20 protein-coding genes and 1 tRNA gene are annotated in these 23725 nt (G+C 68.6%); 13 read left to right on the top strand and 8 right to left on the bottom strand.

What is annotated here, in order from left to right; translation table 11 throughout:
• The first annotated feature begins 48 nt into the window (after positions 1–48).
• From ABDK56_RS02085 to ABDK56_RS02100, 4 genes are all read left to right on the top strand, one after another.
• On the top strand, positions 49–774 hold the full coding sequence (locus ABDK56_RS02085; protein ID WP_349806405.1) for an energy transducer TonB: 726 nt from the start codon (positions 49–51) through the stop codon (positions 772–774).
• A gap of 162 nt (positions 775–936) precedes the next feature.
• The gene (locus ABDK56_RS02090) at positions 937–1602 is read left to right on the top strand and encodes a DUF6975 family protein (protein WP_349806406.1); all 666 of its coding nucleotides are present in this window, start codon (positions 937–939) and stop codon (positions 1600–1602) included.
• Between the two features lie 34 nt (positions 1603–1636).
• Positions 1637–2479, top strand: a complete 843-nt coding sequence (locus ABDK56_RS02095; RefSeq protein ID WP_349806407.1) for an AAA family ATPase — start codon at positions 1637–1639, stop codon at positions 2477–2479.
• Positions 2476–3675, top strand: coding sequence for a cystathionine beta-lyase (locus ABDK56_RS02100; RefSeq protein ID WP_349806408.1), 1200 nt, complete (start codon positions 2476–2478; stop codon positions 3673–3675). Before ABDK56_RS02095 ends, ABDK56_RS02100 begins: the two co-directional genes overlap by 4 nt.
• Positions 3676–3679: 4 nt before the next feature.
• Here the strand turns inward: ABDK56_RS02100 and ABDK56_RS02105 are convergent, their stop codons facing one another.
• Entirely contained in the window at positions 3680–5074 is a 1395-nt protein-coding gene (locus ABDK56_RS02105; protein ID WP_349806409.1) for a methyl-accepting chemotaxis protein, read from the bottom strand.
• Positions 5075–5185: 111 nt separating this feature from the next.
• On the opposite strand from ABDK56_RS02105, the gene ABDK56_RS02110 reads away from it, so the two are divergent.
• The 3 genes from ABDK56_RS02110 to ABDK56_RS02120 are packed head-to-tail and all read left to right on the top strand — an operon-like array spanning position 5186 to position 8563.
• Complete coding sequence (locus ABDK56_RS02110) at positions 5186–6373, top strand: vWA domain-containing protein (RefSeq protein ID WP_349806410.1); 1188 nt, start codon at positions 5186–5188, stop codon at positions 6371–6373.
• Positions 6370–7248 carry a DUF817 domain-containing protein gene (locus tag ABDK56_RS02115; protein ID WP_502959248.1) on the top strand — a complete coding sequence of 293 codons (879 nt, stop codon included), beginning with the start codon at positions 6370–6372 and terminating at the stop codon, positions 7246–7248. Before ABDK56_RS02110 ends, ABDK56_RS02115 begins: the two co-directional genes overlap by 4 nt.
• A gap of 43 nt (positions 7249–7291) precedes the next feature.
• Positions 7292–8563, top strand: coding sequence for an MFS transporter (locus ABDK56_RS02120; protein WP_349806411.1), 1272 nt, complete (start codon positions 7292–7294; stop codon positions 8561–8563).
• Here the strand turns inward: ABDK56_RS02120 and ABDK56_RS02125 are convergent.
• Both ABDK56_RS02125 and ABDK56_RS02130 read right to left on the bottom strand, forming a co-directional pair.
• Positions 8557–9756 carry an exo-beta-N-acetylmuramidase NamZ family protein gene (locus ABDK56_RS02125; RefSeq protein ID WP_349806412.1) on the bottom strand — a complete coding sequence of 400 codons (1200 nt, stop codon included), beginning with the start codon at positions 9754–9756 and terminating at the stop codon, positions 8557–8559. The genes ABDK56_RS02120 and ABDK56_RS02125 overlap by 7 nt on opposite strands.
• 7 nt (positions 9757–9763) lie before the next feature.
• Positions 9764–10306 carry a DOMON-like domain-containing protein gene (locus tag ABDK56_RS02130; protein WP_349806413.1) on the bottom strand — a complete coding sequence of 181 codons (543 nt, stop codon included), beginning with the start codon at positions 10304–10306 and terminating at the stop codon, positions 9764–9766.
• A gap of 65 nt (positions 10307–10371) precedes the next feature.
• Here ABDK56_RS02130 and tyrS point away from each other — a divergent pair, with 65 nt between their 5' ends.
• A complete protein-coding gene (gene tyrS / locus ABDK56_RS02135; protein ID WP_349806414.1) occupies positions 10372–11604 on the top strand; it encodes a tyrosine--tRNA ligase in 1233 nt (410 codons plus the stop codon).
• Here tyrS and ABDK56_RS02140 read toward each other — a convergent pair.
• Positions 11601–12047, bottom strand: coding sequence for a DMT family transporter (locus ABDK56_RS02140; RefSeq protein ID WP_349806415.1), 447 nt, complete (start codon positions 12045–12047; stop codon positions 11601–11603). The two genes, tyrS and ABDK56_RS02140, sit on opposite strands and share 4 nt — an antisense overlap.
• A 19-nt stretch (positions 12048–12066) precedes the next feature.
• A complete protein-coding gene (recG, locus tag ABDK56_RS02145) occupies positions 12067–14124 on the bottom strand; it encodes an ATP-dependent DNA helicase RecG (RefSeq protein WP_349806416.1) in 2058 nt (685 codons plus the stop codon).
• Between the two features lie 89 nt (positions 14125–14213).
• On the opposite strand from recG, the gene ABDK56_RS02150 reads away from it, so the two are divergent.
• Complete coding sequence (locus ABDK56_RS02150) at positions 14214–14486, top strand: FAD assembly factor SdhE (protein ID WP_349806417.1); 273 nt, start codon at positions 14214–14216, stop codon at positions 14484–14486.
• A complete protein-coding gene (mfd, locus tag ABDK56_RS02155) occupies positions 14483–17974 on the top strand; it encodes a transcription-repair coupling factor (protein ID WP_349806418.1) in 3492 nt (1163 codons plus the stop codon). The genes ABDK56_RS02150 and mfd overlap by 4 nt, the downstream gene beginning before the upstream one ends.
• Here the strand turns inward: mfd and ABDK56_RS02160 are convergent.
• Entirely contained in the window at positions 17971–18798 is an 828-nt protein-coding gene (locus ABDK56_RS02160) for an EAL domain-containing protein (RefSeq protein WP_349806419.1), read from the bottom strand. The two genes, mfd and ABDK56_RS02160, sit on opposite strands and share 4 nt — an antisense overlap.
• 105 nt (positions 18799–18903) lie before the next feature.
• Between ABDK56_RS02160 and ABDK56_RS02165 the strand changes: the two genes are divergently transcribed.
• Together ABDK56_RS02165 and ABDK56_RS02170 are read left to right on the top strand one after the other, a co-directional pair.
• Positions 18904–19716, top strand: a complete 813-nt coding sequence (locus ABDK56_RS02165; protein WP_349806420.1) for an NAD kinase — start codon at positions 18904–18906, stop codon at positions 19714–19716.
• A gap of 57 nt (positions 19717–19773) precedes the next feature.
• Positions 19774–19848: transfer RNA gene (locus ABDK56_RS02170), tRNA-Asn, on the top strand.
• Between the two features lie 28 nt (positions 19849–19876).
• Here ABDK56_RS02170 and ABDK56_RS02175 read toward each other — a convergent pair.
• Both ABDK56_RS02175 and ABDK56_RS02180 read right to left on the bottom strand, forming a co-directional pair.
• Positions 19877–21181, bottom strand: a complete 1305-nt coding sequence (locus tag ABDK56_RS02175) for an ABC transporter ATP-binding protein (protein ID WP_349806421.1) — start codon at positions 21179–21181, stop codon at positions 19877–19879.
• Between the two features lie 19 nt (positions 21182–21200).
• Positions 21201–22937 carry an ABC transporter permease gene (locus tag ABDK56_RS02180; RefSeq protein ID WP_349806422.1) on the bottom strand — a complete coding sequence of 579 codons (1737 nt, stop codon included), beginning with the start codon at positions 22935–22937 and terminating at the stop codon, positions 21201–21203.
• 271 nt (positions 22938–23208) lie between these two features.
• Here ABDK56_RS02180 and ABDK56_RS02185 point away from each other — a divergent pair, with 271 nt between their 5' ends.
• Positions 23209–23721, top strand: a complete 513-nt coding sequence (locus ABDK56_RS02185; RefSeq protein ID WP_349806423.1) for a DUF2306 domain-containing protein — start codon at positions 23209–23211, stop codon at positions 23719–23721.
• The last annotated feature ends 4 nt before the right edge of the window (positions 23722–23725 follow it).

Below are 23725 nucleotides of genomic sequence, written 5' to 3' on the forward strand. Positions count from 1 at the left end.
CTCGCCTTAACCGCCGCCTCGAGACGCAACCCGCAAATCCCGAGGCCCGTGGCTTCCGTCTACCGCCCAGTCCACGCCTATGAAGCGACCCCGACGCGGCGACGGCTGTCGGGGATGGCGCTGGCGATCCTTGTCAACCTCGCGGTCCTGCTGCTCCTTATCGGGCTCCGCACCGTGGTGCCGATGGCCAGCGTCGGCAAGCCGAACGGAACGATCACCACGCTCGACCTCGGGCGCGACGAGCAGCCGGCGGCGGACAAGGCGGCGCCGCAAAAGGCCCAGCGGCGGGTCACGCCCCCGGTCGTCCCTCCCCCGCCGGTCGCCTCCCCGAGCAAGGTCGCGGCCCCCAAGAGCCCGCCGACGACGCTGCTCAAGATGAGCGCGTCGGACATGGCGGCGGCGGACATTTCGAATCTTGGCTCGAACAAGCCCGGCGGCGGGCCTGGCGACAGCGACGCAGTCGGCACCGGTCCCAACGGCGAGACGCTCTACGCCGCCGACTGGCTGCGCCGCCCGACCGATGCCGAGCTCGGCGGCTACCTGCCCGCCAACGCCGCCGACGGCTTCGGCGAGGTGGCGTGCAAGACCTACCCCGGCTTTCGCGTCGACGATTGTCAGGAAATCGGCGAAACGCCGGGCTCGCGGCTCGCCCGCGCGGTCCGGCAGGCGGCGTGGCAGTTCAAGGTCAAGCCGCCGAAGAAGAACGGCCAGTTCATGGTCGGCAGCTGGGTACTGATCCGTATCGACTATAGCGGTCGCCGTCGCGACGACTAAAGCCTCCGCGAGGCGCGCGTCGACGCAATTTTGTCCCGATTCGGGCCGCTTCTTAACCTCCCTGACCAAAAGGTTTCGGGCGCGGAAACCTCGTCTTTACGTCGCTGGGTTAGGCCCTCCGCCAGATAAGGCGTGCGGGTTGAAGGAAGCAAGGGAATGGGAATGGCCAACGCAATCGAGGGGCAATCGGCGCGCGCCGTCGACGTGCAGCTGGCGCGGGTCGCGGTCGAGGGCGCGTCGGCACACGACTGGCGCCAGTCGCTTGAGAGCCGCCAGGGCCCGACCCTCGCGCGCGACCTCGCCGATGCGGTCCACCTGCTCTGCCAGCTTCACGGCCGTCACCCTGGGCTGATCCAGCTGGCGCACGACTATGCCCCCGCCGGCGCCGCGCGCGACTGGCTCGGCGACGCCGGCGCGATGTTCGAGCGCGAAAGGCTGTTCCTCGTCCGCCTGACCGCCGCCGCCGGCCCGCTGCCGTCGACCCCCGGCGCCGCCGAGACCGAATCGGCGATGGTCGCGCAGCGCCACGCGATCGAGACACTCGCCCGCTCCGAACGCAGCGGGGTCGCGCTCGGCGCCTGCGCCGCGCTGATCGGCGACTGGCCCTCGGCCCGCGCGCTGCTCAACCGGGTCGCCGGCCGCGCGGGGATGGAGATCCCCGCCGCGATGCTGCCCGACCGGCTCGACCTCGCCGCCGCCCTCGATGCCGGGGTCCGCGGGCTCGCCGCCGAACGCGCGCTCGCCTTCGGGGTCGAGCAGCTTCTGCTCCAGCATCGCGCGCTGTTCGACCTGCTCGAGGCGCGCGCGCAGGCACGCGGCGAGGATTGACCCGGCCGTCGGGGCTACCTAGCCCGGGCGCGCCATGCGTTTTTCCGGGACCTCGACCTATATCGCCACCGACGACCTCAAGGTCGCGGTCAACGCCGCCGTCACGCTTCGCCGCCCGCTGCTCGTCAAGGGTGAGCCGGGAACGGGCAAGACCGTCCTCGCCGAGGAGATTGCGCGCGCGCTCGGTGCGCCGCTGATCGCGTGGAACATCAAGTCGACCACCCGCGCCCACCAGGGGCTGTACGAATATGACGCGGTCGCGCGGCTTCGCGACGGGCAACTCGGCGACCCGCGGGTGCACGACATCTCCAATTACATCCGCAAGGGCAAGCTGTGGGAGGCGTTCACCTCGCCGACCCTCCCCGTCCTGCTGATCGACGAGATCGACAAGGCCGACATCGAGTTTCCCAACGACCTTCTGCAGGAACTCGACCGGATGGAGTTCCACGTCTACGAAACCGGCGAGACCGTGAAGGCGGCCGAGCGCCCGGTCGTCGTGATCACCTCGAACAACGAAAAGGAACTGCCCGACGCCTTCCTGCGCCGCTGTTTCTTCCATTACATCCGCTTCCCCGACCGCGACACGATGCAGGACATCGTCGAGGTCCATTTTCCGGGTATTCAGAAGATCCTCGTCAACCGCGCGCTCGAGATGTTCTACCAGTTGCGCGACACGCCGGGGCTGAAGAAGAAGCCGTCAACCAGCGAGTTGCTCGACTGGCTGAAGCTGCTGCTCCACGAGGACATGCCGCTCGACGTGCTGGCGAACAGCGACCCGACCAAGGCCATCCCGCCGCTCCACGGCGCGCTGCTCAAGAACGAGGCCGACGTGATGCTGTTCGAGCGACTGGCGTTCATGGCCCGGAGAAAGGCATGAGCGGGGAAGGGATGAGCGAGGAAGGGATGAGCGACGAGGCGCCGCGCGACGAAGGTCTCGCGACCCGGCTGCTCCACCCGCTGGTGCGGGCGAGCCGCGCGTTCGAGGGGCTGGCGACCCCGGTCTACCGCGCCTCGACGGTGCTGTTCGCCGACATGGCCGACGTCGGCGAGGACCGGCCAAGCGATTCGCAATATCGCTACGGGCTCCACGGCACCCCGACCTACCGCGAACTCGCCGCGCGGATCGCGCAGTCGGAAGGCGCGCATTCGGTCGAACTCGTGCCGAGCGGGCTGAACGCGATCGCGTTGACGTATCTCGCGCTGTGCAAGGCGGGTGACCATGTCTTGCTGCCGCGCAACGCTTATGGCCCGAACGGCCGCGCGGGGCGGTTCCTGGCGCGGCTGGGGATTGAGATCGAGAGCTACGATCCGCTTGTCGGCGAGGGCATCGCGGCGCAAATCCGCGAGAATACGTCGCTGGTGTGGATCGAAAGCCCGGGATCGATCTCGATGGAAGTGCCCGACCTTCCGGCGATCGCGCGCGCGGCGCATGCCCGCGGCGCGCTGGTCGCGCTCGACAATACCTACGCCGCCGGGGTGCTTCTCGACGGGTTCGGGCATGGCGCGGACGTCTGCGTACAGGCGCTGACCAAGTATCAGGCGGGCCACGGCGACGTGCTGATGGGCTCGGCCTCGGCGCGCGACCCGGCGATTGCCGCCCGGCTGGCCGAGGCGCGCCACGTGATGGGGCTCGGCGCCTCGCCCGACGATTGCGCGCTGGTGCTTCGCGGGCTGGCGACCTTTCCGTTGCGGCTGAAGCATGTCGGGACGAGCGCCCTGCGGATCGCCGAGTGGCTGAAGGCCCGGCCCGAGGTCGCGCGCGTGCTTCACCCGGCGCTGCCCGGCTGTCCCGGCCACGATGTCTGGAAGCGCGACTTCACCGGCTCGGCGGGGATTTTCTCGATCGTGCTGGCTAGCGAGACTTCTGGCGCGGCCTCGCGGTTCGTCGATTCGCTTCGCCTGTTCAAGATCGGCTACAGCTGGGGCGGCACGGTCAGCCTCGCGCTGACCTATCCCGACCTCGACCGGCCGAGCGCGTCAGAGGGCCCGCGGCTGGTGCGGCTCAACATCGGCCTCGAGGACGCCGAGGACCTTCTCGCCGACCTCGACCAGGCGTTCGACGCGATACGCTGAGCGATCAGTCGTCGCGGTAGGCGAGTTCGAGATTGCCCCAGCGGCGGCCCTTGAAGCGCAGCGGGATGTAGACGTTCTTGACCGCGATATGCTCGTCGCCGCGGCTCATCATGTAGGTCATCAGCGTGGGCGTATCGCTGGCCAGCGCGAAGCGGGTCTGGTCGTCGATCAGGATCCGGCGATTGCGGCAATGCGCGTCGTTCCACACCGGGTCGGTTCCCTGCGGCCGCGACCGAGTCGACAAATGGGTCGGCAGATGGCCGTTCACGTCGCCGATGGTCGTGCCGATGATCCGGTTGTCGGCGGCGAGCACCGAATCGATGATCGGCTGGACCAGCCGGTCGGCGGTATCGCAAAAGGCGGTGTCGAACTGCTCGGGGTTGCTTCCCGGCCGCTTGACGTAATTGCGGTCGAACACCTCGTCGAGGCCGATCTCGCCGCGGTCGATAGCGCCTTCGACCGCCGTGCGGATCGCGGCCATGACCTCGAGCCCCTTGTTGATCATGTGGGTGTCGTCGATCTCGGCGCCCGAGTTGGCGAGCGTGTTGAGCATGGTGTTGCTCATCATCTCGAGCTGCGACAGCCGCCGTTCGACATCGACCAGTTCGCCGCCATTCTCGCGCGCGTCCTCGGCGAAGGCGCTGAGCCCGGCCTTGACGCGATCGACGCTGGTCTGGATCAGTCCGGTCGAATGGGCGATGCCCTCGGTCTGGCGGTCGACCATCCCGACGATTTCGCTGACTTCGCGGACGGTGTCGCTGATCTGGCCGATGCCCGCCTGCGCGGCGCGGCTCTGGTCGACCCCGGTCCGGATCTCGGCGGTCACCGCCCCCGCCTCGCGGGTCAGGTCGCCGATCGTCTCGGCGATCTGGCTGGTGGCAGTCCGCGTATCGTGCGCCAGCTTCTTCACTTCGGCGGCGACGACCGCGAAGCTGCGCCCGGCATCGCCCGCGCGCGCCGCCTCGATCGTCGCGTTGAGCGCGAGCATGTTGGTCTTGCGCGCGATCGCCTCGATCGTCGAGCTGACCGACTGGACCTGGTTCATCGCGGTGGCGAAGCCGGCCATCCGCTCGCCGAGCTGGACGACGAGATCGGTCAGGCCCTTGAACCCCTCGATGGTGCTCTCGATCGCCTCGCGCCCCGCCTCGAGCTTCACCCGCGCCTGCTCGGACAGGAGCCGCGCTTCGTCGGTCGAATCGCTGACCCGCGCCTGGTCGGTAAGGAGCCGGGTGGTTACCTCCTCGAGTCCGTCGAGCACCTTGAGATTGGCGCCGATCCGCGCGGCGACGCCCTGGACGTAGCCGGCGACGTCGCTGCACTCGATCGACAGCGACCCGCAATCGCGCGCGACCGTGCGGATCGCGTTCTCGGTAATTTCCTCGATGCCCTGCGTGGCCATGGCCGGTTGTTCCCCACTCGAATGTCGCCACGGATTGGCAGAGAGGTTTTAAAACGGGGTTAACCACGCCCGCGCTCGACTCCGCGCGGCCCCCGCGCCTATCTCGGGCCCATGTTCATCTCGTTCGTCGACGCGCTGAGGAAGGGCGGGCTGCCCGCCTCGATCAAGGAGCATCTGTTGCTGCTCGAGGCGCTCGAGGCGCGAGTGATCGAGGAGGATCCCGAGCAATTCTACTATCTGGCGCGATCGGTTTTCGTTCACGACGAGGCGCAGATCGACCGCTTCGACCAGCTGTTCGCCGAGGTGTTCAAGGGGCTCATCGGCCCCGGCGCGAGCGGCGAGGACGAGCGGGTCGCGCTTCCCGAGGAGTGGCTGAAGCTGGTCGCCGAGGCCTATCTGACCCCCGAGCAAATGGCCGAGGTCGCCTCGCTCGGCTCGTGGGACGAGATCATGGCGGCGCTCAGGGAGCGTCTCGCCGAACAGCAGGGGCGCCACCAGGGCGGCAACAAGTGGATCGGCACCGGGGGCACCTCGCCGTTCGGCCATGGCGGTTACAATCCCGAAGGCGTGCGGATCGGCGGGCCGGGGCGGCACGGGCGCGCGATCAAGGTGTGGGAGAAGCGCGAGTTCCGTGATCTCGACGACGGCCGCGAGCTCGGCACCCGCAACATCAAGGTCGCGCTTCGCCGCCTCCGCCGCTTCGCGCGCGAGGGCGCGGCCGACGAGCTCGACCTCGACGGGACGATCGAGGGGACCGCGCGGCAGGGCTGGCTCGACGTCCGGATGCGGCCCGAGCGGCACAATGCGGTCAAGCTTTTGCTGTTCCTCGACGTCGGCGGGTCGATGGACGCGCACGTCAAGGTCGCCGAGGAGCTGTTCTCGGCGGCGCGCGCCGAATTTCGTCACCTCGAGCATTTCTACTTCCACAACTGCATCTACGAGGGCGTTTGGCGCGACAACCGGCTGCGCCACGCCGAGCGGACCCCGACGTTCGACGTCATTCATAAATATGGCCGCGACCATCGACTGGTGATCGTCGGCGACGCGGCGATGAGCCCCTACGAAGTGACCCACGCCGGCGGATCGATCGAACATTATAATGCGGAGGCCGGCGCGGTGTGGCTCACGCGGCTGACCGACGCCTACCCCTCCGCGGCGTGGATCAACCCGACCGCCGAGGCCTATTGGGGCTATTCTGCCTCGACCCGGATCCTCCAGCAGCTGATGAACGAACGCATGTACCCGCTGACGCTCGCGGGGCTGGACGAGGCGATGCGCGCGCTCGCGAAGCGCGCTTGAGCGCAGGTCACAGTCGCTTTCGCACAATTCGCGAGGCGCTCGAGCAGCGCCACGTCCGCGCCGGCGCGCCGCACCTGCTGTTCGAGTTTGCCCTGTTCGTGTTCAAGCAGGGGTGGGCGTGCCTGTTCGGCGCGCTGATGCTCGGCGCGCTGTTGTTGACGCACTTCTGGTGGCCGGCGGGCGCGCCGATCGCCCGTTACGACGCGCTGACGCTGTGGGCGCTGGCGGTCCAGGGGACACTGCTCGCGACGCGGCTCGAAACGTGGCGCGAGGCGTCGGTAATCCTCATCTTCCACCTGGTCGGAACGGCGATGGAATTGTTCAAGACCGCGCACGGCAGCTGGACCTACCCCGAACCGTCGCTGCTGAGAATCGGCGGCGTTCCGCTGTTCAGCGGCTTCATGTATGCGAGTGTTGGCAGCTACATCGCGCGGGTATGGCGCGGATTCGACTTCCGCTTCGTGGGCTATCCGCGGCGGCGCTGGTCGGTGCTTCTCGCGGCGGCGATCTATGCCAATTTCTTCACTCATCACTGGCTGCCTGACGTTCGCGTGCTGCTGTTCGCGCTGATCAGCCTTCTCTACTGGCGCACGCGCGTGATGTTTCGCACGCTCGATCGTTATCGCGCGATGCCGCTGCTGCTCGGCTGGCTGCTGGTATCGCTGTTCATCTGGCTGGCCGAGAATATCGGGACCTTCGCCAATGCCTGGCGCTACCCCGCGCAGGCGGGCGGCTGGCACTTGGTTCCGATTGGCAAGCTCGGTGCCTGGTACCTGCTGATGTACATCAGCTTCGTGCTCGTCTCACTGGTGAGCCCGCCCCGCGCGCCGACTTGCATTCCTGCCCGCTTGGGCGGAGGGTCGCGCACAAACTGAGCAGGCGGAGCGGGCCATGGTCGATCTCGTCGAAGCGCCGGACATGCCACTGCCTGCCGCCCGCGCGCCGATCCCGCGTCGGGCAGTGGTCGCGGCGACGCTCGGCAACGCGCTCGAATTCTACGACTTCATCACCTTCGCCTTTTTCGCAATCCAGATCGGCCAGACCTTCTTCCCGTCGAAGGACCCGTTCGTCAGCCTGATGGCGAGCCTCGCGACCTTCGGCGCGGGTTTCGCGTCGCGACCGTTCGGGGCGCTGGTCCTCGGCACCTACGCCGACCGGCGCGGGCGCAAGCCGGCGATGCTGTTGTCGATGCTGCTGATGGGGATCGGCATCGCCATCCTCGTCTTCACCCCCGGCTATGCCGCGATCGGGGTGGCGGCGCCGGTGCTGGCGGTGGTCGCGCGGCTGATCCAGGGCTTCGCGCTCGGCGGCGAGGTCGGCAGCGCCACGGTGTACCTGATGGAAGCGGCGGCGGGACCGCGGCGCGCCTATGTGATGAGCTGGCAATCGGCGAGCCAGTCGATCGCGGCGACGGTCGGTGCGCTCGTCGGCCTGATGCTGAGCCTGAAGTTGAGCGACGCGCAGCTGGCGACCATTGGCTGGCGGATCGCGCTGGCAGGCGGATTGCTGATCGTGCCGCTAGCGCTGGTCGTCCGCAGCGGGCTACCCGAGACGATCGACCAGCCCGAGAATGCCGACGAGGCTTTTTCGCGGTCGGGCAAGCACTGGCGAGTGATGGTGCTGGGCTTTGTGATCATCGGCACCGGGACGATCGCCAACTACATCTTCCAGTACATGGCCACATTTGGCCAGAACACGCTCCACGTCTCAGCGGCGACATCCATGGCGGGCGAGTTTGCGGGCAATGGCATCGCCGTCGTCTTCGCGCTCTGGGGCGGCGCACTTGCCGATCGTCACGGGCGCCGCCCCCTGATGATCTGGCCGCAATTGGCGTTTACCGTAGCGATCGTCCCGATCTTCTGGTGGCTGATCGCCGAGCGGACGATCGTGGCCTTCGTCGGTGCCAACCTGCTGCTGCAGATGCTGATCGGCTTTCAATATTCGGCAGTCTATGCCGCGATAGGCGAGGCGCTTCCGCGCGAGATCCGCAGCCGTGCCTTCGCGCTGGTCTATGCGCTGCCAGTGGCGCTGCTCGGTGGGACGACCCAGCTGGTGGTGACGTGGCTGCTGAAGGTGACCGGCGAACCGATGACCATCGCCTGGTACCTGACCGGCGTCGCGGGGGTCGGGCTGATCGCGATGGCGAAGATGCCCGAAAGCGCGCCCGACCGGGCCAAGCAGGTTCAGTAGAGCAGGAACGGGCGACGAGCCTCGACCCACGCCGACTCGTCTGGTCCGGCGAGGGCGTCGAGGTCGGCGGGCGTCGCCGCGTGATCATCGACCCACTCGCGCAAACCGGAACCGCCGTTGATAACGTCGATCGGCAGCTTGCCGAACGCATATTCATAAGGAAAATCGCGCCACAGCTCGTAGCCGGGATGAAGCGCGCGGATCGCCTTGAAGGCGAGCGCCTGCACCCGCCACGGGCGGAACGCCCGATGGTCATAGGCATCGCCCTCGGCGTGGATCATTACCCCTGAGCAGAGCTGGCCGACATGCTTGTGGAAGGTCGGTTCGAACCAGGTATCGCGCAGCGTGCAGCCGGCGAGCCAGTGCGGCGCGATGTCGCGCATCGCCGCGATCACCGCGCGTCCGTCGACGTCGGGGGCACCGAACAGCTCGAGCGGGCGGGTCGTCCCCCTGCCCTCGCTCAGCGTCGCGCCTTCGAGCATCACCGTCCCGGCATAGCAGCGCGCCATGTTGAGATTGGGCGCGTTGGGCGACGGATTGACCCACACCCGGTCGGCGGGCCAGCCGAAGCCCGGCGCGGCGTCGGGATCGTAGCCCTCCATCGCGATCACCCGATAGTCGACGTCGAGCTTGAAATGGTCGACGAACCAGTGGCCAAGCTCGCCCAGCGTCAGCCCGTGGCGCATCGGGATCGGTCCCGCGCCGACAAAGCTCTCCCAGCCTGGCAGCAGCGTCGTACCCTCGACCGGGCGACCGGCGGGATTGGGCCGATCGAGCACCCACACGCTCTTGCCGTGCTCGGCGGCGGCCTCAAGCATGTAGAGCAGCGTGGTGATGAAGGTGTAGATGCGGCAACCAAGGTCCTGCAGGTCGACCAGCACCACGTCGAAGGTCGACATCATCTGCCCGGTCGGGCGGCGCACCTCGCCGTAGAGGCTGAACACCGGGATGTCGTGGACCGGGTCGGTGAAGTCGGCGCTCTCGACCATGTTGTCCTGCTTGTCGCCCTTGATCCCGTGCTGCGGGCCGAAGGCGGCGGCGAGGCGGATGCCGTCGCAAGCGGCGAGCGCGTCGAGGCTGTGGGTCAGGTCGCGCGTGACCGAGGCCGGGTGGGCGACCAGCGCGACGCGCTTGCCTTCGAGCGGGGCGCGGAGCGCGGGGTCGGCGAGCAGCCGTTCGATGCCGAATTTCATGCGCCCGCTATTCCGGCAGCGCCACGCGGAAGCAAGCGGGATCGTGGAAATCGGGCGACGCGCCGCCGTGGGCGAGCGCCCAATAGCTCTTCGTGCCGTCGGTTTCCTCGATCACCGCGGTAAGGCCGAGCCGGAGGGCGCGATCGGCGGGGACCGCGATCGTCGCCCCGAGCGTCCACCAGGTCAGGTTGTCCTCGCGCCGGACATAGGGGGCGGCGGCGAGCTCGGGTTCGCGCATTCCCTCGCGCGGCGCGGTGAAGTCGTACGCCGCCCAGTCGCCCGACGGAGCGAAATTATATTCGCGATAGCCGCTCTCGCCTTCGAGCTGGACGAACGCCTCGAAACAGGTCGTGCGCCACAATTCGTCGCCGCGCGAGGGCGCATCGCTGTCGGCGACGAGGAAGCGGGCAAGCGGCGCGCCGATACAATAGGTCAGGTCGAGCGTCGCCTCGCGCCCGAACGCGGCCGAACGATTGACGTTGACCCACAGCCGGAACGGCGGCGCGGCGGGCCCGGCGGCGGGGTGCGGGACGAGGTCTTGGGCGATCATCGTCGCGCAGGATTGGCGAAGATGCATGGCTTCGACAAGCGCGGGGCGAGCGGTTAGGGGAGCGCATGGCCTTCGAATCCTCCCTCCTCCGCCTGCTCGACGAGCGCGGCTACATCCACCAGGCGACCGACGGCGCCGCGCTCGACGCGCTGGCCGCGCGGGGGCCGGTGACCGGCTACATCGGCTTCGACGCCACCGCGCCGAGCCTCCACGTCGGGAGCCTCGTCCAGATCATGATGCTTCGGCGGATGCAGCAGGCGGGGCATCGCCCGATCGTCCTGATGGGCGGCGGCACGACAAAGGTCGGCGACCCGTCGGGCAAGGACGAATCGCGCAAGATGCTGACCGACGCCGACATCGACGCGAACATCGCCTCGATCCGCAAGGTGTTCGAGCGCTTCCTCGACTTCGGTGCCAAAGATGCACAGGGACGCCCGAGCGGGGCAATCCTCGTTAATAATGCCGACTGGCTCGAGCCGCTTCATTACATCGAGCTGCTGCGGACGGTCGGCCCGCATTTCACCATCAACCGGATGATGACCTTCGATAGCGTCCGGCTTCGGCTCGAGCGCGAGCAGCCGCTCACCTTCCTCGAATTCAACTATATGATCCTCCAGGCCTACGACTTCCGCGAGCTCGCGCGGCGCGAGGGCTGCCGGCTCCAGCTCGGCGGGTCGGACCAGTGGGGCAATATCGTCAACGGGATCGAACTCGCGCGGCGGATGGACGGGGCCGAGCTGTTCGGGCTGACGACCCCGCTGATCACTACCGCCGACGGGGGGAAGATGGGCAAGACCGCGCGCGGCGCGATCTGGCTCAATGCCGACCAGCTGAGCCCCTACGACTACTGGCAGTTCTGGCGGAACACCGCCGACGCCGACGTCGGCAAGTTCCTGCGATTGTTTACCGACCTCGACCTGCAAACGATTGCGAAACTTGAGGAATTGGAAGGCCAGGCGATCAACGAGGCGAAAGTCGCGCTGGCCAATGCCGCGACCGCGATGCTGCACGGAGAGGAGGCGGCGCGGACCGCCGAGGAAACCGCGCGCAAGGCGTTCGCCGAAGGCGCGGCCGGGGGCGACCTGCCCACCGTGGCGGCCGGTGACGAGGGCATCGGCATCGTCGCCGCGCTGGTCGCGCTTGGCTTCGCCGCGTCGAACAAGGAAGCGCGGCGCGGGATCGATCAGGGCGCGGTCCGCCTCGACGGCGAAAAGGTCGGCGACCCGCACGCGATCGCCCGGCCCGGCGCGCGGGTCAGCTTCGGCGCGAAGAAGCATGGGCTGGTCGTCGCGGCCTAGCCGCGGCGAACGAGATAGACCCCGCCGAACACGATCAGCGAGCCGATCAGCCGGGTCGCCGACAGCGGTTCCTTCGGCAGGCCGAACGCCCCGATCGAGTCGAGGTAGAGCGCCATCGCGATCTGCCCGGCGATGCCGATGGTAATCAGCGAGGCGAGCCCGAGCCGGGGCGCGGCCCAGGCGGCGATGCCGACGAACGCCGCGCCGTAAAGCCCGCCGAGCCACGCATACCAGGGCAGGTCGCGGAACGCGGCGGGCGACACCCGCGGCCCGCGCACCACCCATACCGCCAAAAGCGCCGCCGCGCCGACCCCGAAGCTCACCAGCGCGGCGATCAGCGGCGAACCGCCGGCCTTGGCGACCAGCGCGTTGGTCGGGGCCTGGACGGCGATCAGCGCCCCGGCGAACAGGACCGCGAGCATGGGGAGGATCAGGCTGGGCATCGCCTTGCCTCGCACCCGTTCACCCTGAACGCAACAGCGCCACCGCCTGGTCGCGTTCGAACAGGTACAGCGCGGTCCTCGCCGCCTGCCCCCGCGCGCTGGCGAGCCCGCCGTCGCGGTCGAGCAACAGTCGCGCGTCCTGCTGCGCGGGCGCGGCAAGCTCGGCGACGTCCTCGGGGGTCGCGACGCGGAACTGCTGCTCGCCCGACTGGCGGGTGCCGAGGATTTCGCCGGGACCGCGCAGCCGGAGATCCTCCTCGGCGATGCGGAAGCCGTCGGTGGTCTCGCGCATCAGCGCGAGCCGCGCCCGCCCGGTCTCGCTCAGCACCGGCCCGCGCAGCAGCACGCAGCGGCTAAGCCCCCCGCCCCGCCCGACGCGCCCGCGCAGCTGGTGAAGCTGGGCGAGCCCGAACCGCTCGGCCCCCTCGATCACGATCAGCGTCGCGTTGGGCACGTCGACCCCGACCTCGATCACCGTCGTCGCCACCAGCACGCCGAGGTCGCCGCGCGCGAACGACGCCATGACGTCATCCTTGTCGGGCCCCTTCATCCGGCCATGGACCAGCCCGACGCGCTCCAGCCCGAACCGCTGGCGGAACGTCGCGGCGCGCTGCTCGGCCGCGGCGGCATCGGTCGCCTCGCTCTCCTCGACCAGCGGACAGACCCAATAGGCCTGCCCGCCCGCGGCGAGGTGCCGCGCGAGTCCGTTGACGACGTCGGCGAGCTTTTCCTCACTTACCACCAGCGTCTCGACCGGGGTGCGCCCGGGCGGCATCTCGTCGATCCGGCTGACGTCCATCTCGCCATATTGGGTCAGCGTCAGAGTCCGCGGGATCGGAGTCGCGGTCATCGCCAAGAGGTGCGGCGGTTGCTCGGCCTTTTCGGCGAGCAGCAGGCGCTGCGACACGCCGAAGCGATGCTGTTCGTCGATCACGATCAACCCGAGCCGGCGGTAGCCGACATGGTGCTGGAATATGGCGTGGGTGCCGACGAGAATGTCGATCGACCCGTCGGCGAGCCCCATCAGCACCGATTCGCGCGCACGCCCCTTTTCGCGCCCGGTGAGGATGGCGACCCGCACCCCGATCGGCTCACACTGCCGCTGCAACGTCACGAGGTGCTGGCGGGCAAGGATCTCGGTCGGGGCGAGCAGCGCCGCCTGTGCCCCCGCCTCGACCGCTTCGAGCATCGCCAGCAGCGCGACGAGCGTCTTGCCCGAGCCGACGTCCCCTTGCAGCAGGCGCAGCATCGGCTTGTCCTGCCCCATGTCGCCGCGGATTTCCTCGACCACCCGGCGCTGCGCCCCGGTCAGCGTATAGGGCAGCTGCAGCTTCGCGATCAGCCGGCCGTCGCCGCGAAGCGGGTTGGTCTTCTTGCGCCGCGCCGACTGGCGAAGCAGCGTCAGGGCGAGCTGGTTGGCGAAGATCTCGTCATAGGCGAGCCGCTGCCGCGCGGCGGTCGCGGCGGGGTCGGCATGCGCCTCGGCCAGCGCCGCGCGCCACGCGGGCCAGTGGCGCTGGGCGAGCAGCGACGGCTCGATCCACTCGGCGAGGTCGGGGGCGCGATCGAGCGCGGCGAGCGCGAGCTCGCGCATCCTTTTGTTGGCGATGCCCTCGGTGAGGCCATAAACCGGCTCGCGGATCGCGACCGCGGCGGCCTGGTCGGGGGCGAGAACGTCGGGATGGACGATCTGCAACTCCTGCCCGTAGGCGTCGAGACGGCCGACCACGGTCCGCGTCTCGCCGAGCGGGAGCTGCTTCTTCGCCCAGGCGGGATTGTTGAAAAAGGTCAGCGTCACCGTGTTTTGCGCGGCGTCGCTCGCATAGATCCGAAGCGGCGCGCGTCCCTGCCCAGACCGCATCTCGAACGGCGTGACGTCAAGGATGACGGTCCGCCCGATGAGCGCGGGGCTGGCCTCGACCGCTCGGATACGGTCGATCGTTCCGACCGGGAGGTGATAGGCAAGATCGATCGCGCGGGCCAGGCCGAGCCGGGCGAGCCCTTTGGCGACCTGCGGCCCGACCCCCTTCAGCGCCTCGACTTCGGCGAACATCGGGTTGAGCAGGTCGGGGCGCATCGCGGTCGACCCTAGCCAGATGCGGGGCCGCTGCCTACATGGGCGCGCGTGGCACCTGCGGCGGATTTTCGCCGGCGGGCTCATGGCCATTGGAGACCGCCCAGGTGGACGAACTGCTGCGAGCGTTGAAGTACCGGGCTTGGCACCGCGGCACGCGCGAGGCCGACATGATGATCGGCGGCTTCTTCGACGCGCATCACGCGAGCTGGGACGCCGACCGGCGCGCGCTGTTCGCGGCGCTGCTCGCCGAGACCGACGTCGACATCATGGCCTGGGCGATCGGCGCGCAGGAAGCGCCCGCGATCTACACACCGCTAATCGGCGCGATGCGCGCGCTGGATTATATAAAGGTAGCGAAGTGAGCGACTTGCAACGGATTCTAAAGGCGACGTCGCCGCTTACCCTGTCGCGTGTCCCGGCGGGTTTCCTGCCATGGCTTGCGGCGGATCTCGCGCGCGCGGCGCACGGCACCGGCAACGGCGGCCGAGCGGTGGTGATCGCGGCCGACGAGGCGGCGATGCGTGCGCTGGCGGAAACCGTGCCGGTGTTCGCGCCCGAGGTCGAGGTGCTGACGCTGCCGGCCTGGGACTGCTTGCCCTACGACCGCGCCAGTCCGGCGCTCCGCACCATGGCCGAGCGGCTGGCGACGCTCCACGCGCTGCAGGCCCCGCGCAAGCGTCCGCAGCTGCTGATTGCGACCGCCAACGCCGCGGCGCAGCGGTTGCTCACCCCGTTCCGAATCCGCCAGCTCACGCGGCGTCTTGCCGAGGGCGAGCGGATCGAGCGCGACGCGCTGGTCTCGCTGCTGCTCGCCAACGGCTACCAGCGGACCGACGCGGTGCACGACGCGGGCGAATTCGCGGTGCGCGGGTCGATCGTCGACCTGTTCCCCGCGGGCGAGGCGCAGCCGATGCGGCTCGACTTCTTCGGCGACGAGATCGAGACGATGCGCCGCTTCGACGCCGCCGACCAGCGGTCGAGCGGCAAGGCCGACGCCTTCACCCTGATGCCGGCGAGCGAGGCGCTGCTCGACGAGGACAGCGTCAAGCGCTTCCGCACCCGCTATCGCGAGACGTTCGGCGCGACCGCGACCGGCGATCCGCTCTATCAGGCGGTCAGCGACGGACGCCGGCTGGCCGGGATGGAACATTGGCTGCCGCTGTTCGAGGAGCGGCTGTCGACGGTGTTCGACCATCTGGGCGATCATGACGTCATCGTCCGCGATGCCAATGCCGACAAGGCGTTGGCGGCGCGGCGCGAGTCGATCGACGATTATTACGCCAACCGGCAGGCGGCGATGGTCGCCGAACCGGGCAGCTACCGCCCCCTGCCCTCGAGCGCGCTCTACCTGTCCTCGAAGGAATGGCGAGAGGCGGAGGCGGCGCGCCCGATCCACCTCGCGACGACTTTCCCCGAACCGGCGAGCGAAAGCGTCATCGACTTCGCGGTCGACGGCCCGCGTGACTTCGCGCCCGAGCGGGCGGCGAACGAGAACGTCTACGAAGCGGTCGTCAAGCACGTCGCCAAGCTACGGAAAGCCGAACGAAAAATCGTTCTCGCCAGCTATAGCGCCGGGGCGCGCGAGCGGCTTCACGGCCTGCTTGCCGACCATGGCCTGACCAGCCTTGCCGAGGCCGGCAGCTGGCAGGGAGCGCTTGGCGCGCGGCAGGAGGCGGCGCTGCTCGTCCTACCGCTCGACCATGGCTTCACGGCGCCCGACGTCGCCGTGCTGACCGAGCAGGACATGCTCGGCGACCGGCTGGTGCGGCGCAAGAAGCGACGCAAGTCGGCCGACGCCTTTCTCGCCGAACTCGCCGCGCTTACCCCCGGCGACCTCGTCGTCCACGCCGACCACGGCATAGGCCGCTACGTCGGGCTCACGTCGGTCGCGGTCGGCAAGGCGCCGCACGACTGCGTCGCGCTCGAATATGCCGGTGGCGACAAGCTTTACGTCCCGGTCGAGAATATCGACGTCCTGTCGCGCTACGGCTCGGATAGCGAGCGGGCGAGCCTCGACCGGCTCGGCGGCGAGGCATGGCAGCGGCGCAAGAGCCGGATGAAGGAGCGGATCCGCGAAATCGCGGGTGAGCTGATCAAGACCGCCGCGGTGCGCGCGACGCGCCCGGGCCGGGTCGCCGCGGTCGACAGCGCCTTTCCGCAGTTCGTCGACCGCTTTCCCTACGAGGAGACCGAGGACCAGGACCGCGCCATCGGCGAGGTGCTCGACGACCTCGAAAGCGGCAAGCCGATGGACCGGCTGGTGTGCGGCGACGTCGGCTTCGGAAAGACCGAGGTCGCGCTTCGCGCCGCCTTCGTCGCGGCGATGGCCGGCATGCAGGTCGCGGTGATCGCGCCGACCACCCTCCTCGCCCGCCAGCATTTCACCAACTTTTGCCAACGCTTCAAGGGCTTCCCGATCGAGATCGGGCGGCTGTCGCGGCTGGTCGGGACCGCCGAGGCCAAGGCAACCAAGGAGGGGCTTGAAAAGGGCACAGTCGATATCGTCGTCGGCACCCACGCGCTGCTTGGGAAATCGATCAAGTTCAAGAAGCTGGGGCTCGTCATTGTCGACGAGGAGCAGCATTTCGGAGTCACGCACAAGGAACGGCTCAAGGCGCTACGCGAGGACGTGCACGTGCTCACCCTGACCGCCACCCCGATCCCGCGGACGCTGCAGATGGCGATGAGCGGGCTTCGCGAATTGAGCGTGATCCAGACCCCGCCGGTCGACCGTCTGGCGGTGCGGACCTATGTTGCGCCGTGGGACCCAGTGGTGGTGCGCGAGGCGCTGCTGCGCGAACATTATCGCGGCGGGCAGAGCTTCATGGTCGCCCCGCGGATCGCCGACCTGCCCGACCTCGAGCAGTTCCTCCGCGAGGAAGTGCCCGAGGTGAAGGCGATCACCGCCCACGGCCAGATGAGCCCGGGCGAGGTCGAGGAGCGGATGAGCGCCTTTTACGACAAGAAGTATGACGTGCTGCTGTCGACCACGATCGTCGAGAGCGGGCTCGACATTCCCAGCGCGAACACGCTGATCGTTCACCGCGCCGACCGGTTCGGCCTGGCCCAGCTCTACCAGCTTCGCGGACGCGTCGGGCGCTCGAAAACGCGGGCCTATGCCTATCTCACCACGACCCCCGACCGGGCGATGACCGAGACCGCCGACAAAAGGCTGACCGTACTGGCCAACCTCGACAGCCTCGGCGCGGGGTTCCAGCTCGCCAGCCACGACCTCGACCAGCGCGGCGCGGGTAACCTGCTCGGCGACGAACAATCGGGACATATCAAGGAGGTCGGGTTCGAGCTCTACCAGTCGATGCTCGAGGACGCGATCCTCGAGATGAAGAGCGGAAAGGCCGATCGCGTCGAGGAATTTTCCCCGCAAATCAACGTCGAGGCGCCGATCCTTATCCCGGAAACTTATGTTCCCGATCTCGATCTCAGGATGGGTCTCTACCGCCGGCTGGCCGAGCTCGAGGACCGGCAGGAGGTCGAGGCGTTCGGTGCCGAGCTGATCGACCGCTTCGGCAAGCTTCCGCAGGAAAGCAAGAACCTGCTCGCCATCGTCGAGACCAAGATCAATTGCCGCAAGGCCTGCATTGCACGGCTCGACGTCGGCGCGAAGGGCGCGGTGGTGACCTTCGCCGACAGCGGCTTCCCCGACCTTCCCGGGCTGTTCGACTATATCCAGCGGCTGAAGGGGGCGGCGAAGCTGCGGCCCGACAGCAAACTGGTGGTAAGCCGCGACTGGCCGACCGGCGAGACCCGGCTCAACGGGGCGCTCCAGCTGTCGCGCGGGCTGATGCGGGTCGTCGCCGCCGGGGAGACGAAGGTGCCCGAACCCGCCTAGGCGGCGAGCGCGGCGTTGCGCGCGGCGACGAACTCGGCCAGGTCCGGCTCGTCGAGCGCTTCGGCGCCGAGGAAGCCCTGATAGCTGTCGACCCCCCATCCGCCGAGCAAGGCGAGTTGCGCCGGCGTCTCGACCCCCTCCGCGACGATGTTGAGGCCGAGGTCGCGCGCGAGGTCGATCATCGCCTTGACCACGATCCGCTCGCGGCGCCCGTCGACAAGGTCGGTGACCAGCGCGCGGTCGATCTTGATCGCGTCGAGCGGAAGCGACGTGAGATAGGCGAGGTTGGCGTAGCCCGTCCCGAAATCGTCGACCGCGACGCGGACCCCGAGCGCGCGCAGCGCGCGCAGGCGAAGCCCGATCGCCTCGCGGTCGGCGAGCAGCGCGCTCTCGACGATCTCGATCGTCAGACGCTGGGGGTTGAGCCCCGCCATGCGACATTCGCGCAGCAACCATTCGACATAGCCGCCGCGCGCCAGATCCTGCGGCAGGACGTTGATCGACAGTCGCAAACCGGCAAGGGGCCCGCGCCATCCGGCAGCGTGGCGAATCGCCTTCCGCTGGATGTCGCGCGACAGTCGTTCGGCGAGCCCCGCCCCCGTGGCCCGCGCGAACAACGCCTCGGCGTCGCCGCTGCCCCACCGGGCGAGCGCCTCGACCCCTTGCACCCGGCCGCTCGCCGGGCTGATCTGCGGCTGGAAGCGGACCGAGATCCGCCCCTGCCGAATCGCGGTCTCCAGGGCTCGATCCCGACGCCGCGGGGGAATATTCGCGGGCCGATCCGAACCCCGGAGACCGAACGCAAAAGGACGCCACCAGGACATGGGGCAAAGTCTGCCGCTGCCGCGCCGTTGGCAAAAGGCAGCGCTCGTGCCTGCCCCATCGCGGGACAGTGGCGCGGACCGAGCGAAGCCCCTATGTCTGGGTCGGTGAACCGGGACAAAGCCCCTGCTGACGACCCGGTCGACCTCGCTGCGCGCGGGTTCGGGCTGGTGTCGTCGGGATCGGACGCGGCGCGGTCGGCCGAGACTCGGCTGCGCAAGCTTTATCGCTGGGCGTCGGTCGAGGAGGCGAGCCAGCTGGTCGCGCTCGGCGGCGACGGCTTCCTCCTCGAAACGCTCCACGGGATGCTCGAAAACGGCCATCCGCGCCCGGTATTCGGGATCAACCGCGGGACGGTCGGATTCCTGATGAACCCTTGGCGCGCCGACGGGCTGGCCGAGCGGCTGGCGGCGGCCAAGCCGATCCGCGTCCGGCCGCTGACGATGACCGCGACGACGGTCGCGGGCGAGACGCTTACCCACGCCGCGATCAACGAGGTGTCGCTGCTTCGCGAGACCCGTCAGACCGCGAAGATCGAAATCAGCGTCAACGGGCGGGTGGTGCTCGCCGAACTGGCCGCCGACGGCGTGCTGGTCGCGACCCCGGCGGGCTCGACCGCCTATAACCTCAGCGCCAACGGGCCGATCCTGCCGCTCAACTCGCCGAGCCTCGCGCTGACCGCGATCAGCCCGTTCCGCCCGCGCCGCTGGTCGGGCGCGATCCTGCCCGACGACGTGACGGTCACTTTCCGGGTGATCGAGCCGGCGTTCCGCATGGTCGCCGCGGTCGCCGACCAGTTCGAAGTGCGCGATGTTGCCCGCGTGGAGGTGACGCTCGACCGCTCGTCCGAGCTGACGCTGCTGTTCGATCCCGAGCATGCGCTCGATGAACGGATCGCGATGGAGCCTTTCGCGACCTGAAGGGGTTGCGAATCCGGTTTCGCTCGGTCATAGGCGCATCCGTCCGCATCGGACCGCTCCCCGATAGCTCAGCGGTAGAGTAGGTGACTGTTAATCACTTGGTCGTTGGTTCGAATCCAACTCGGGGAGCCAGATTTTCCAGCCACCGGGCCGCGACCCGCTAGGCCGGGTCATCGAGGCTGAACATGTCCGCCGCCTCGTCATAGGCGAATGCCTCGGCATAACGGCCCCACTGGATCACCGATCGCAGCGTCGCGGCAGCATATGGCTCGGACATATGGTCCTCGAGCTCGTCGCGGAAACGGCGCGCGGGGGCGCTTCGCGTCGGCCGCTCGTCGAGCACGCGGCGGATATGCCCCGCCAGCGGGACGTAGGCGAGCAAATGCCGGGCAAACAGCTGCTTGCGCTGGTCGACGTCCATCCCGGCGTAGCGCTTGCCGTCGGCGGTCAGCCGGATGTCGCCCCCCGCAAGTTCGGCGAAGCGCAGAAGCTGCAGCACCTCGGCAATCGGGAACAGGTCGTCGGCTTCGTAATGAAGCTCGGCGGCGAGCTGCGGCAGGTCGGCGCGACCCGCATAGCGCGGCTCGGCGAGCGATTCGATCAGCCCGGCCATGGTGTTGGTCGAAACGCGGGGAAGTACCATCGCGATGCCGGTGCCGGGGAACAGCCCCTCGCGCGGCTGGCTTGCGGCGGTGCGCGCGGTCATGCGGACGTAGATATCCTCGACCAGAGCGCGGAACGCCGGGTCCTGACGGTCGCGTGGTTGGGGCAGGTCGACCTTGACCTCACCGACTACCCGGCCGGGGTTCGATGAGAAGACGAGGATGCGGTCGCACATCAGCACCGCCTCCTCGATGTTGTGGGTGACCATCAGGATCGACCGGATCGGCATCCGCCCCTCGCACCACAGGTCGAGCAGGTCGGTGCGCAACGTCTCTGCGGTCAGTACGTCGAGTGCCGAAAAGGGCTCGTCCATGAGCAGCAGCTGGGGATCGACGACCAGCGCGCGCGCCAGCCCGACCCGCTGCCGCATCCCGCCCGACAATTCCTTGGGATAGGCGCTTTCGAACCCGTCCAAGCCGATAAGGTCGATCGCCGCGAGCGCGCGGCGGCGTCGCTCATCGGCGGCCACCCCCTGCGCCTCGAGCCCGACCTCGACGTTCTGGAGCACGGTCAGCCACGGGAACAGCGCGAAGCTTTGAAACACCATCGCCACGCTCGGCCGCTCGTCGCCGCTCGCGGGAAAGGCGACCGAGCCCGAGGTCGGCTTCAGGAGCCCGGCGATCGAACGCAGCAGCGTCGATTTGCCCGACCCCGAGCGACCGAGCAGCCCAACGATCTCGTTGTCGCGAAGCGTCAGGTCGACATCGTCGAGCACGACCTGCCCGGTCCCGCCCGACCGGCCATATACGTGGCGGACATCGCGAACCTCGACCAGCGTGTCAGGGGTAGCTGCTGAATTCATCGGGTCGGCTCCATCACGATCAGTCAAGCCGCAGCCGCCGCTCGGCGAAGCGGTAGAGCGGACGCCACAGGGTTCGGTTGAACAGCACCACGAACGCGCTCATCACGGCGATGCCGAGCGCGACGCGGGGAAAATCGCCAGCGGTGGTGGCGGCGGCGATATAAGCGCCGAGCCCGTGCGCGGTGAGGGTCGAGCGGCCCCAGCTGACCGCCTCCGCGACGATGCTTGCGTTCCATGAGCCTCCCGAAGCGGTGAGCGCGCCGGTCACATAATAGGGAAAGATCGCCGGAAGCAGTAGCTGGCGCCATCGCTGCCAGCCGCGCAGCCCGTAGATCCGCGCGACTTCCTTCATGTCGGTCGGGATCACGCTCGCCCCGGCGATGACGTTGAACAATATGTACCATTGCGTGCCGAGCACCATCAGCGGCGACAGCCAGATGTCGGGCGACAAATGCCAGTGGACGATCGCGATCACGGCGACCGGGAACAGCACGTTGGCGGGAAAGGCGGCGAGAAACTGGGCCAGCGCCTGCACCCGCGACGCCCAGCCGGGGCGAAGGCCGATCCACACTCCGACCGGCACCCACACCAGGCTGGCGAGCGCGATCAGCACGACAACGCGAAGCAGGGTCAGCGATCCGTCGCCAAGCGCGACCAGCAGATCTGCAAAGCTGAGCCGGCTCGACAGGTAGAGCAGCAGCTCGACACTCGCCGCGCCGCAGGTGAGCGCGACCAGCAGCCGCCACAGCCACTCGGGCATGGCCGGCAATGTAAGGCGCGGCCGGCGTCGCCCTGACGGAAGTGGTAACCGCAAGCGCGGCACGGCAGGCAGCGAGCGGGTCGACAGGCGGCTGAACCGCGACCGGCGAATGAGGTCGTAGACCCAGCTTTTGGGTGCTTCCCCCGACGCGGTCTGTTCGAACCGGAAGCGATCGGCCCAGGCGACGATCGGCCGGAACAGCAATTGGTCATACAGCAGGATGACGATCGCCATCGCCGCCACCGCTATCGCGACTGCGCGGAAGTCCTCCTGCCCGATCGCGAGCGCGAGATAGCTGCCGATGCCGGGCAGCGCGACGGTCGTCTTCCCGACGGTGATCGCCTCCGACGCGACCACGAAGAACCAGCTTCCCGACATCGACATCATCATGTTCCAGACGAGACCGGGGACCGCGAAGGGCAGTTCGAGCCGGACGAAACGGCGCCAGGCCGAGAAGCGAAACTGGCGCGCGACCTCGTCGAGGTCGGAAGGGATGGTGCGGATCGACTGGAACACGCTGAACGCCATGTTCCACGCCTGCGCGGTGAAGATGGCGAAGATCGCCGCGCATTCGACGCCAAGCTGGCTACCCGGAAACATCCCCATGAACAGAGTGACGGTAAAGGTCAGGAAGCCGAGCACCGGGACCGACTGGAGGATGTCGAGCGCGGGGACGATCAGCATTTCGGCGCGACGCGACTTGGCCGCCAGGGTCGCGACGACGAAGGTGAACAGCAGCGAGGCGACCATCGCCGCGAGCATCCTGAGCGTCGTGCGAAGCGCGTAACCGGGCAGGTTGGCGGGATCGAGCGCCACCGGGCTTGCCGCCAGCTGCGACAGTGGTCGTGCCATCTGCTCGCCGCCGCGGAACACCAGCACCGCGATCGTGGCGAGGACGAGGAAGGCGAGGAGGTCGGCCCACCATGCGTCGCGGCCCGCGCGGCCGTCGACGGCTAGCGGGGTCGTGCGTTGCGGCAGTCCGTCGGGGACGCTCATTCACTCGCCTTTCCGATGCAGCGGCCCGGAGGCCGCCAACGGCGAGTCGTCACATCAGACCCGGCGCGGCGATCCCCGAAGGACGCTGGTTCGACTTCGATCGCGGGGCATGGGTTGCGGACGATTCCTTGGGCATGAGACTCGATGCTGCGTCGCAACACGGCCGGTTCGAGCGCGCCGCTACGCCTCCGCAAAAGGGCGGTCAAGCCACTCCGGCAAAAGCGGTTGAACGACGCGATGACCTGCCTCACCCTGCCGACGGGAGGGGAGCATGGCCAGCATCGCAGCGAACAAGCGGACGCACTTACCGTTAATCGCCGCCGACGGGTTCGAGAAATTGCTGGCGACGGCGGCCGTGCTGCTGCTTGCCGCGGTCATCATCGCGATCGCGCGCGGGCATGATCGATGGGCATTGGTCCCGCCCATGGTCTGGGCGCACCTGGCGACGATCGGGATCGCGCTGGCGCTGACGCCGGTAATGCTGCTCCGCCGGCGCGGCGACAGGCGGCATCGCGCGCTCGGTCGCGTGTGGGCAGTGGCGATGTTCATGACGGCGCTGCTCAGCTTTTCGATCCGCGGCATCAACCGGGGCGGCCTGAGCTTCATTCATCTCCTGTCGGCGTGGACCCTGATCCAGGTGCCGATCATCGTCTGGAGCGCACGGCGACACGACGTCGCACGGCATCGCTCGGCGGTGCGCGGAATGGTTTTCGGCGCGCTGCTGGTGGCCGGCTTCTTCACCTTCCCGTTCAACCGGCTCCTTGGCCGCTGGCTGTTCGGCTAGGCGC

The organism is Sphingomonas sp. ASV193, assembly GCF_040203355.1.
Classification (GTDB): Bacteria; Pseudomonadota; Alphaproteobacteria; order Sphingomonadales; family Sphingomonadaceae; genus Sphingomicrobium.

Excerpts from the sequence above, each read along its gene's own strand:
- ABDK56_RS02090 (WP_349806406.1), top strand. The coding sequence starts at position 937 with ATGGCCAACGCAATCGAGGGGCAATCGGCGCGCGCCGTCGACGTGCAG.
- ABDK56_RS02095 (WP_349806407.1), top strand. The coding sequence starts at position 1,637 with ATGCGTTTTTCCGGGACCTCGACCTATATCGCCACCGACGACCTCAAG.
- ABDK56_RS02100 (WP_349806408.1), top strand. The coding sequence starts at position 2,476 with ATGAGCGGGGAAGGGATGAGCGAGGAAGGGATGAGCGACGAGGCGCCG.
- ABDK56_RS02105 (WP_349806409.1), bottom strand. The coding sequence starts at position 5,074 with ATGGCCACGCAGGGCATCGAGGAAATTACCGAGAACGCGATCCGCACG.
- ABDK56_RS02110 (WP_349806410.1), top strand. The coding sequence starts at position 5,186 with ATGTTCATCTCGTTCGTCGACGCGCTGAGGAAGGGCGGGCTGCCCGCC.
- ABDK56_RS02120 (WP_349806411.1), top strand. The coding sequence starts at position 7,292 with ATGCCACTGCCTGCCGCCCGCGCGCCGATCCCGCGTCGGGCAGTGGTC.
- ABDK56_RS02125 (WP_349806412.1), bottom strand. The coding sequence starts at position 9,756 with ATGAAATTCGGCATCGAACGGCTGCTCGCCGACCCCGCGCTCCGCGCC.
- ABDK56_RS02130 (WP_349806413.1), bottom strand. The coding sequence starts at position 10,306 with ATGATCGCCCAAGACCTCGTCCCGCACCCCGCCGCCGGGCCCGCCGCG.
- tyrS (WP_349806414.1), top strand. The coding sequence starts at position 10,372 with ATGGCCTTCGAATCCTCCCTCCTCCGCCTGCTCGACGAGCGCGGCTAC.
- ABDK56_RS02140 (WP_349806415.1), bottom strand. The coding sequence starts at position 12,047 with ATGCCCAGCCTGATCCTCCCCATGCTCGCGGTCCTGTTCGCCGGGGCG.
- recG (WP_349806416.1), bottom strand. The coding sequence starts at position 14,124 with ATGCGCCCCGACCTGCTCAACCCGATGTTCGCCGAAGTCGAGGCGCTG.
- ABDK56_RS02160 (WP_349806419.1), bottom strand. The coding sequence starts at position 18,798 with ATGTCCTGGTGGCGTCCTTTTGCGTTCGGTCTCCGGGGTTCGGATCGG.
- ABDK56_RS02175 (WP_349806421.1), bottom strand. The coding sequence starts at position 21,181 with ATGAATTCAGCAGCTACCCCTGACACGCTGGTCGAGGTTCGCGATGTC.
- ABDK56_RS02180 (WP_349806422.1), bottom strand. The coding sequence starts at position 22,937 with ATGAGCGTCCCCGACGGACTGCCGCAACGCACGACCCCGCTAGCCGTC.
- ABDK56_RS02185 (WP_349806423.1), top strand. The coding sequence starts at position 23,209 with ATGGCCAGCATCGCAGCGAACAAGCGGACGCACTTACCGTTAATCGCC.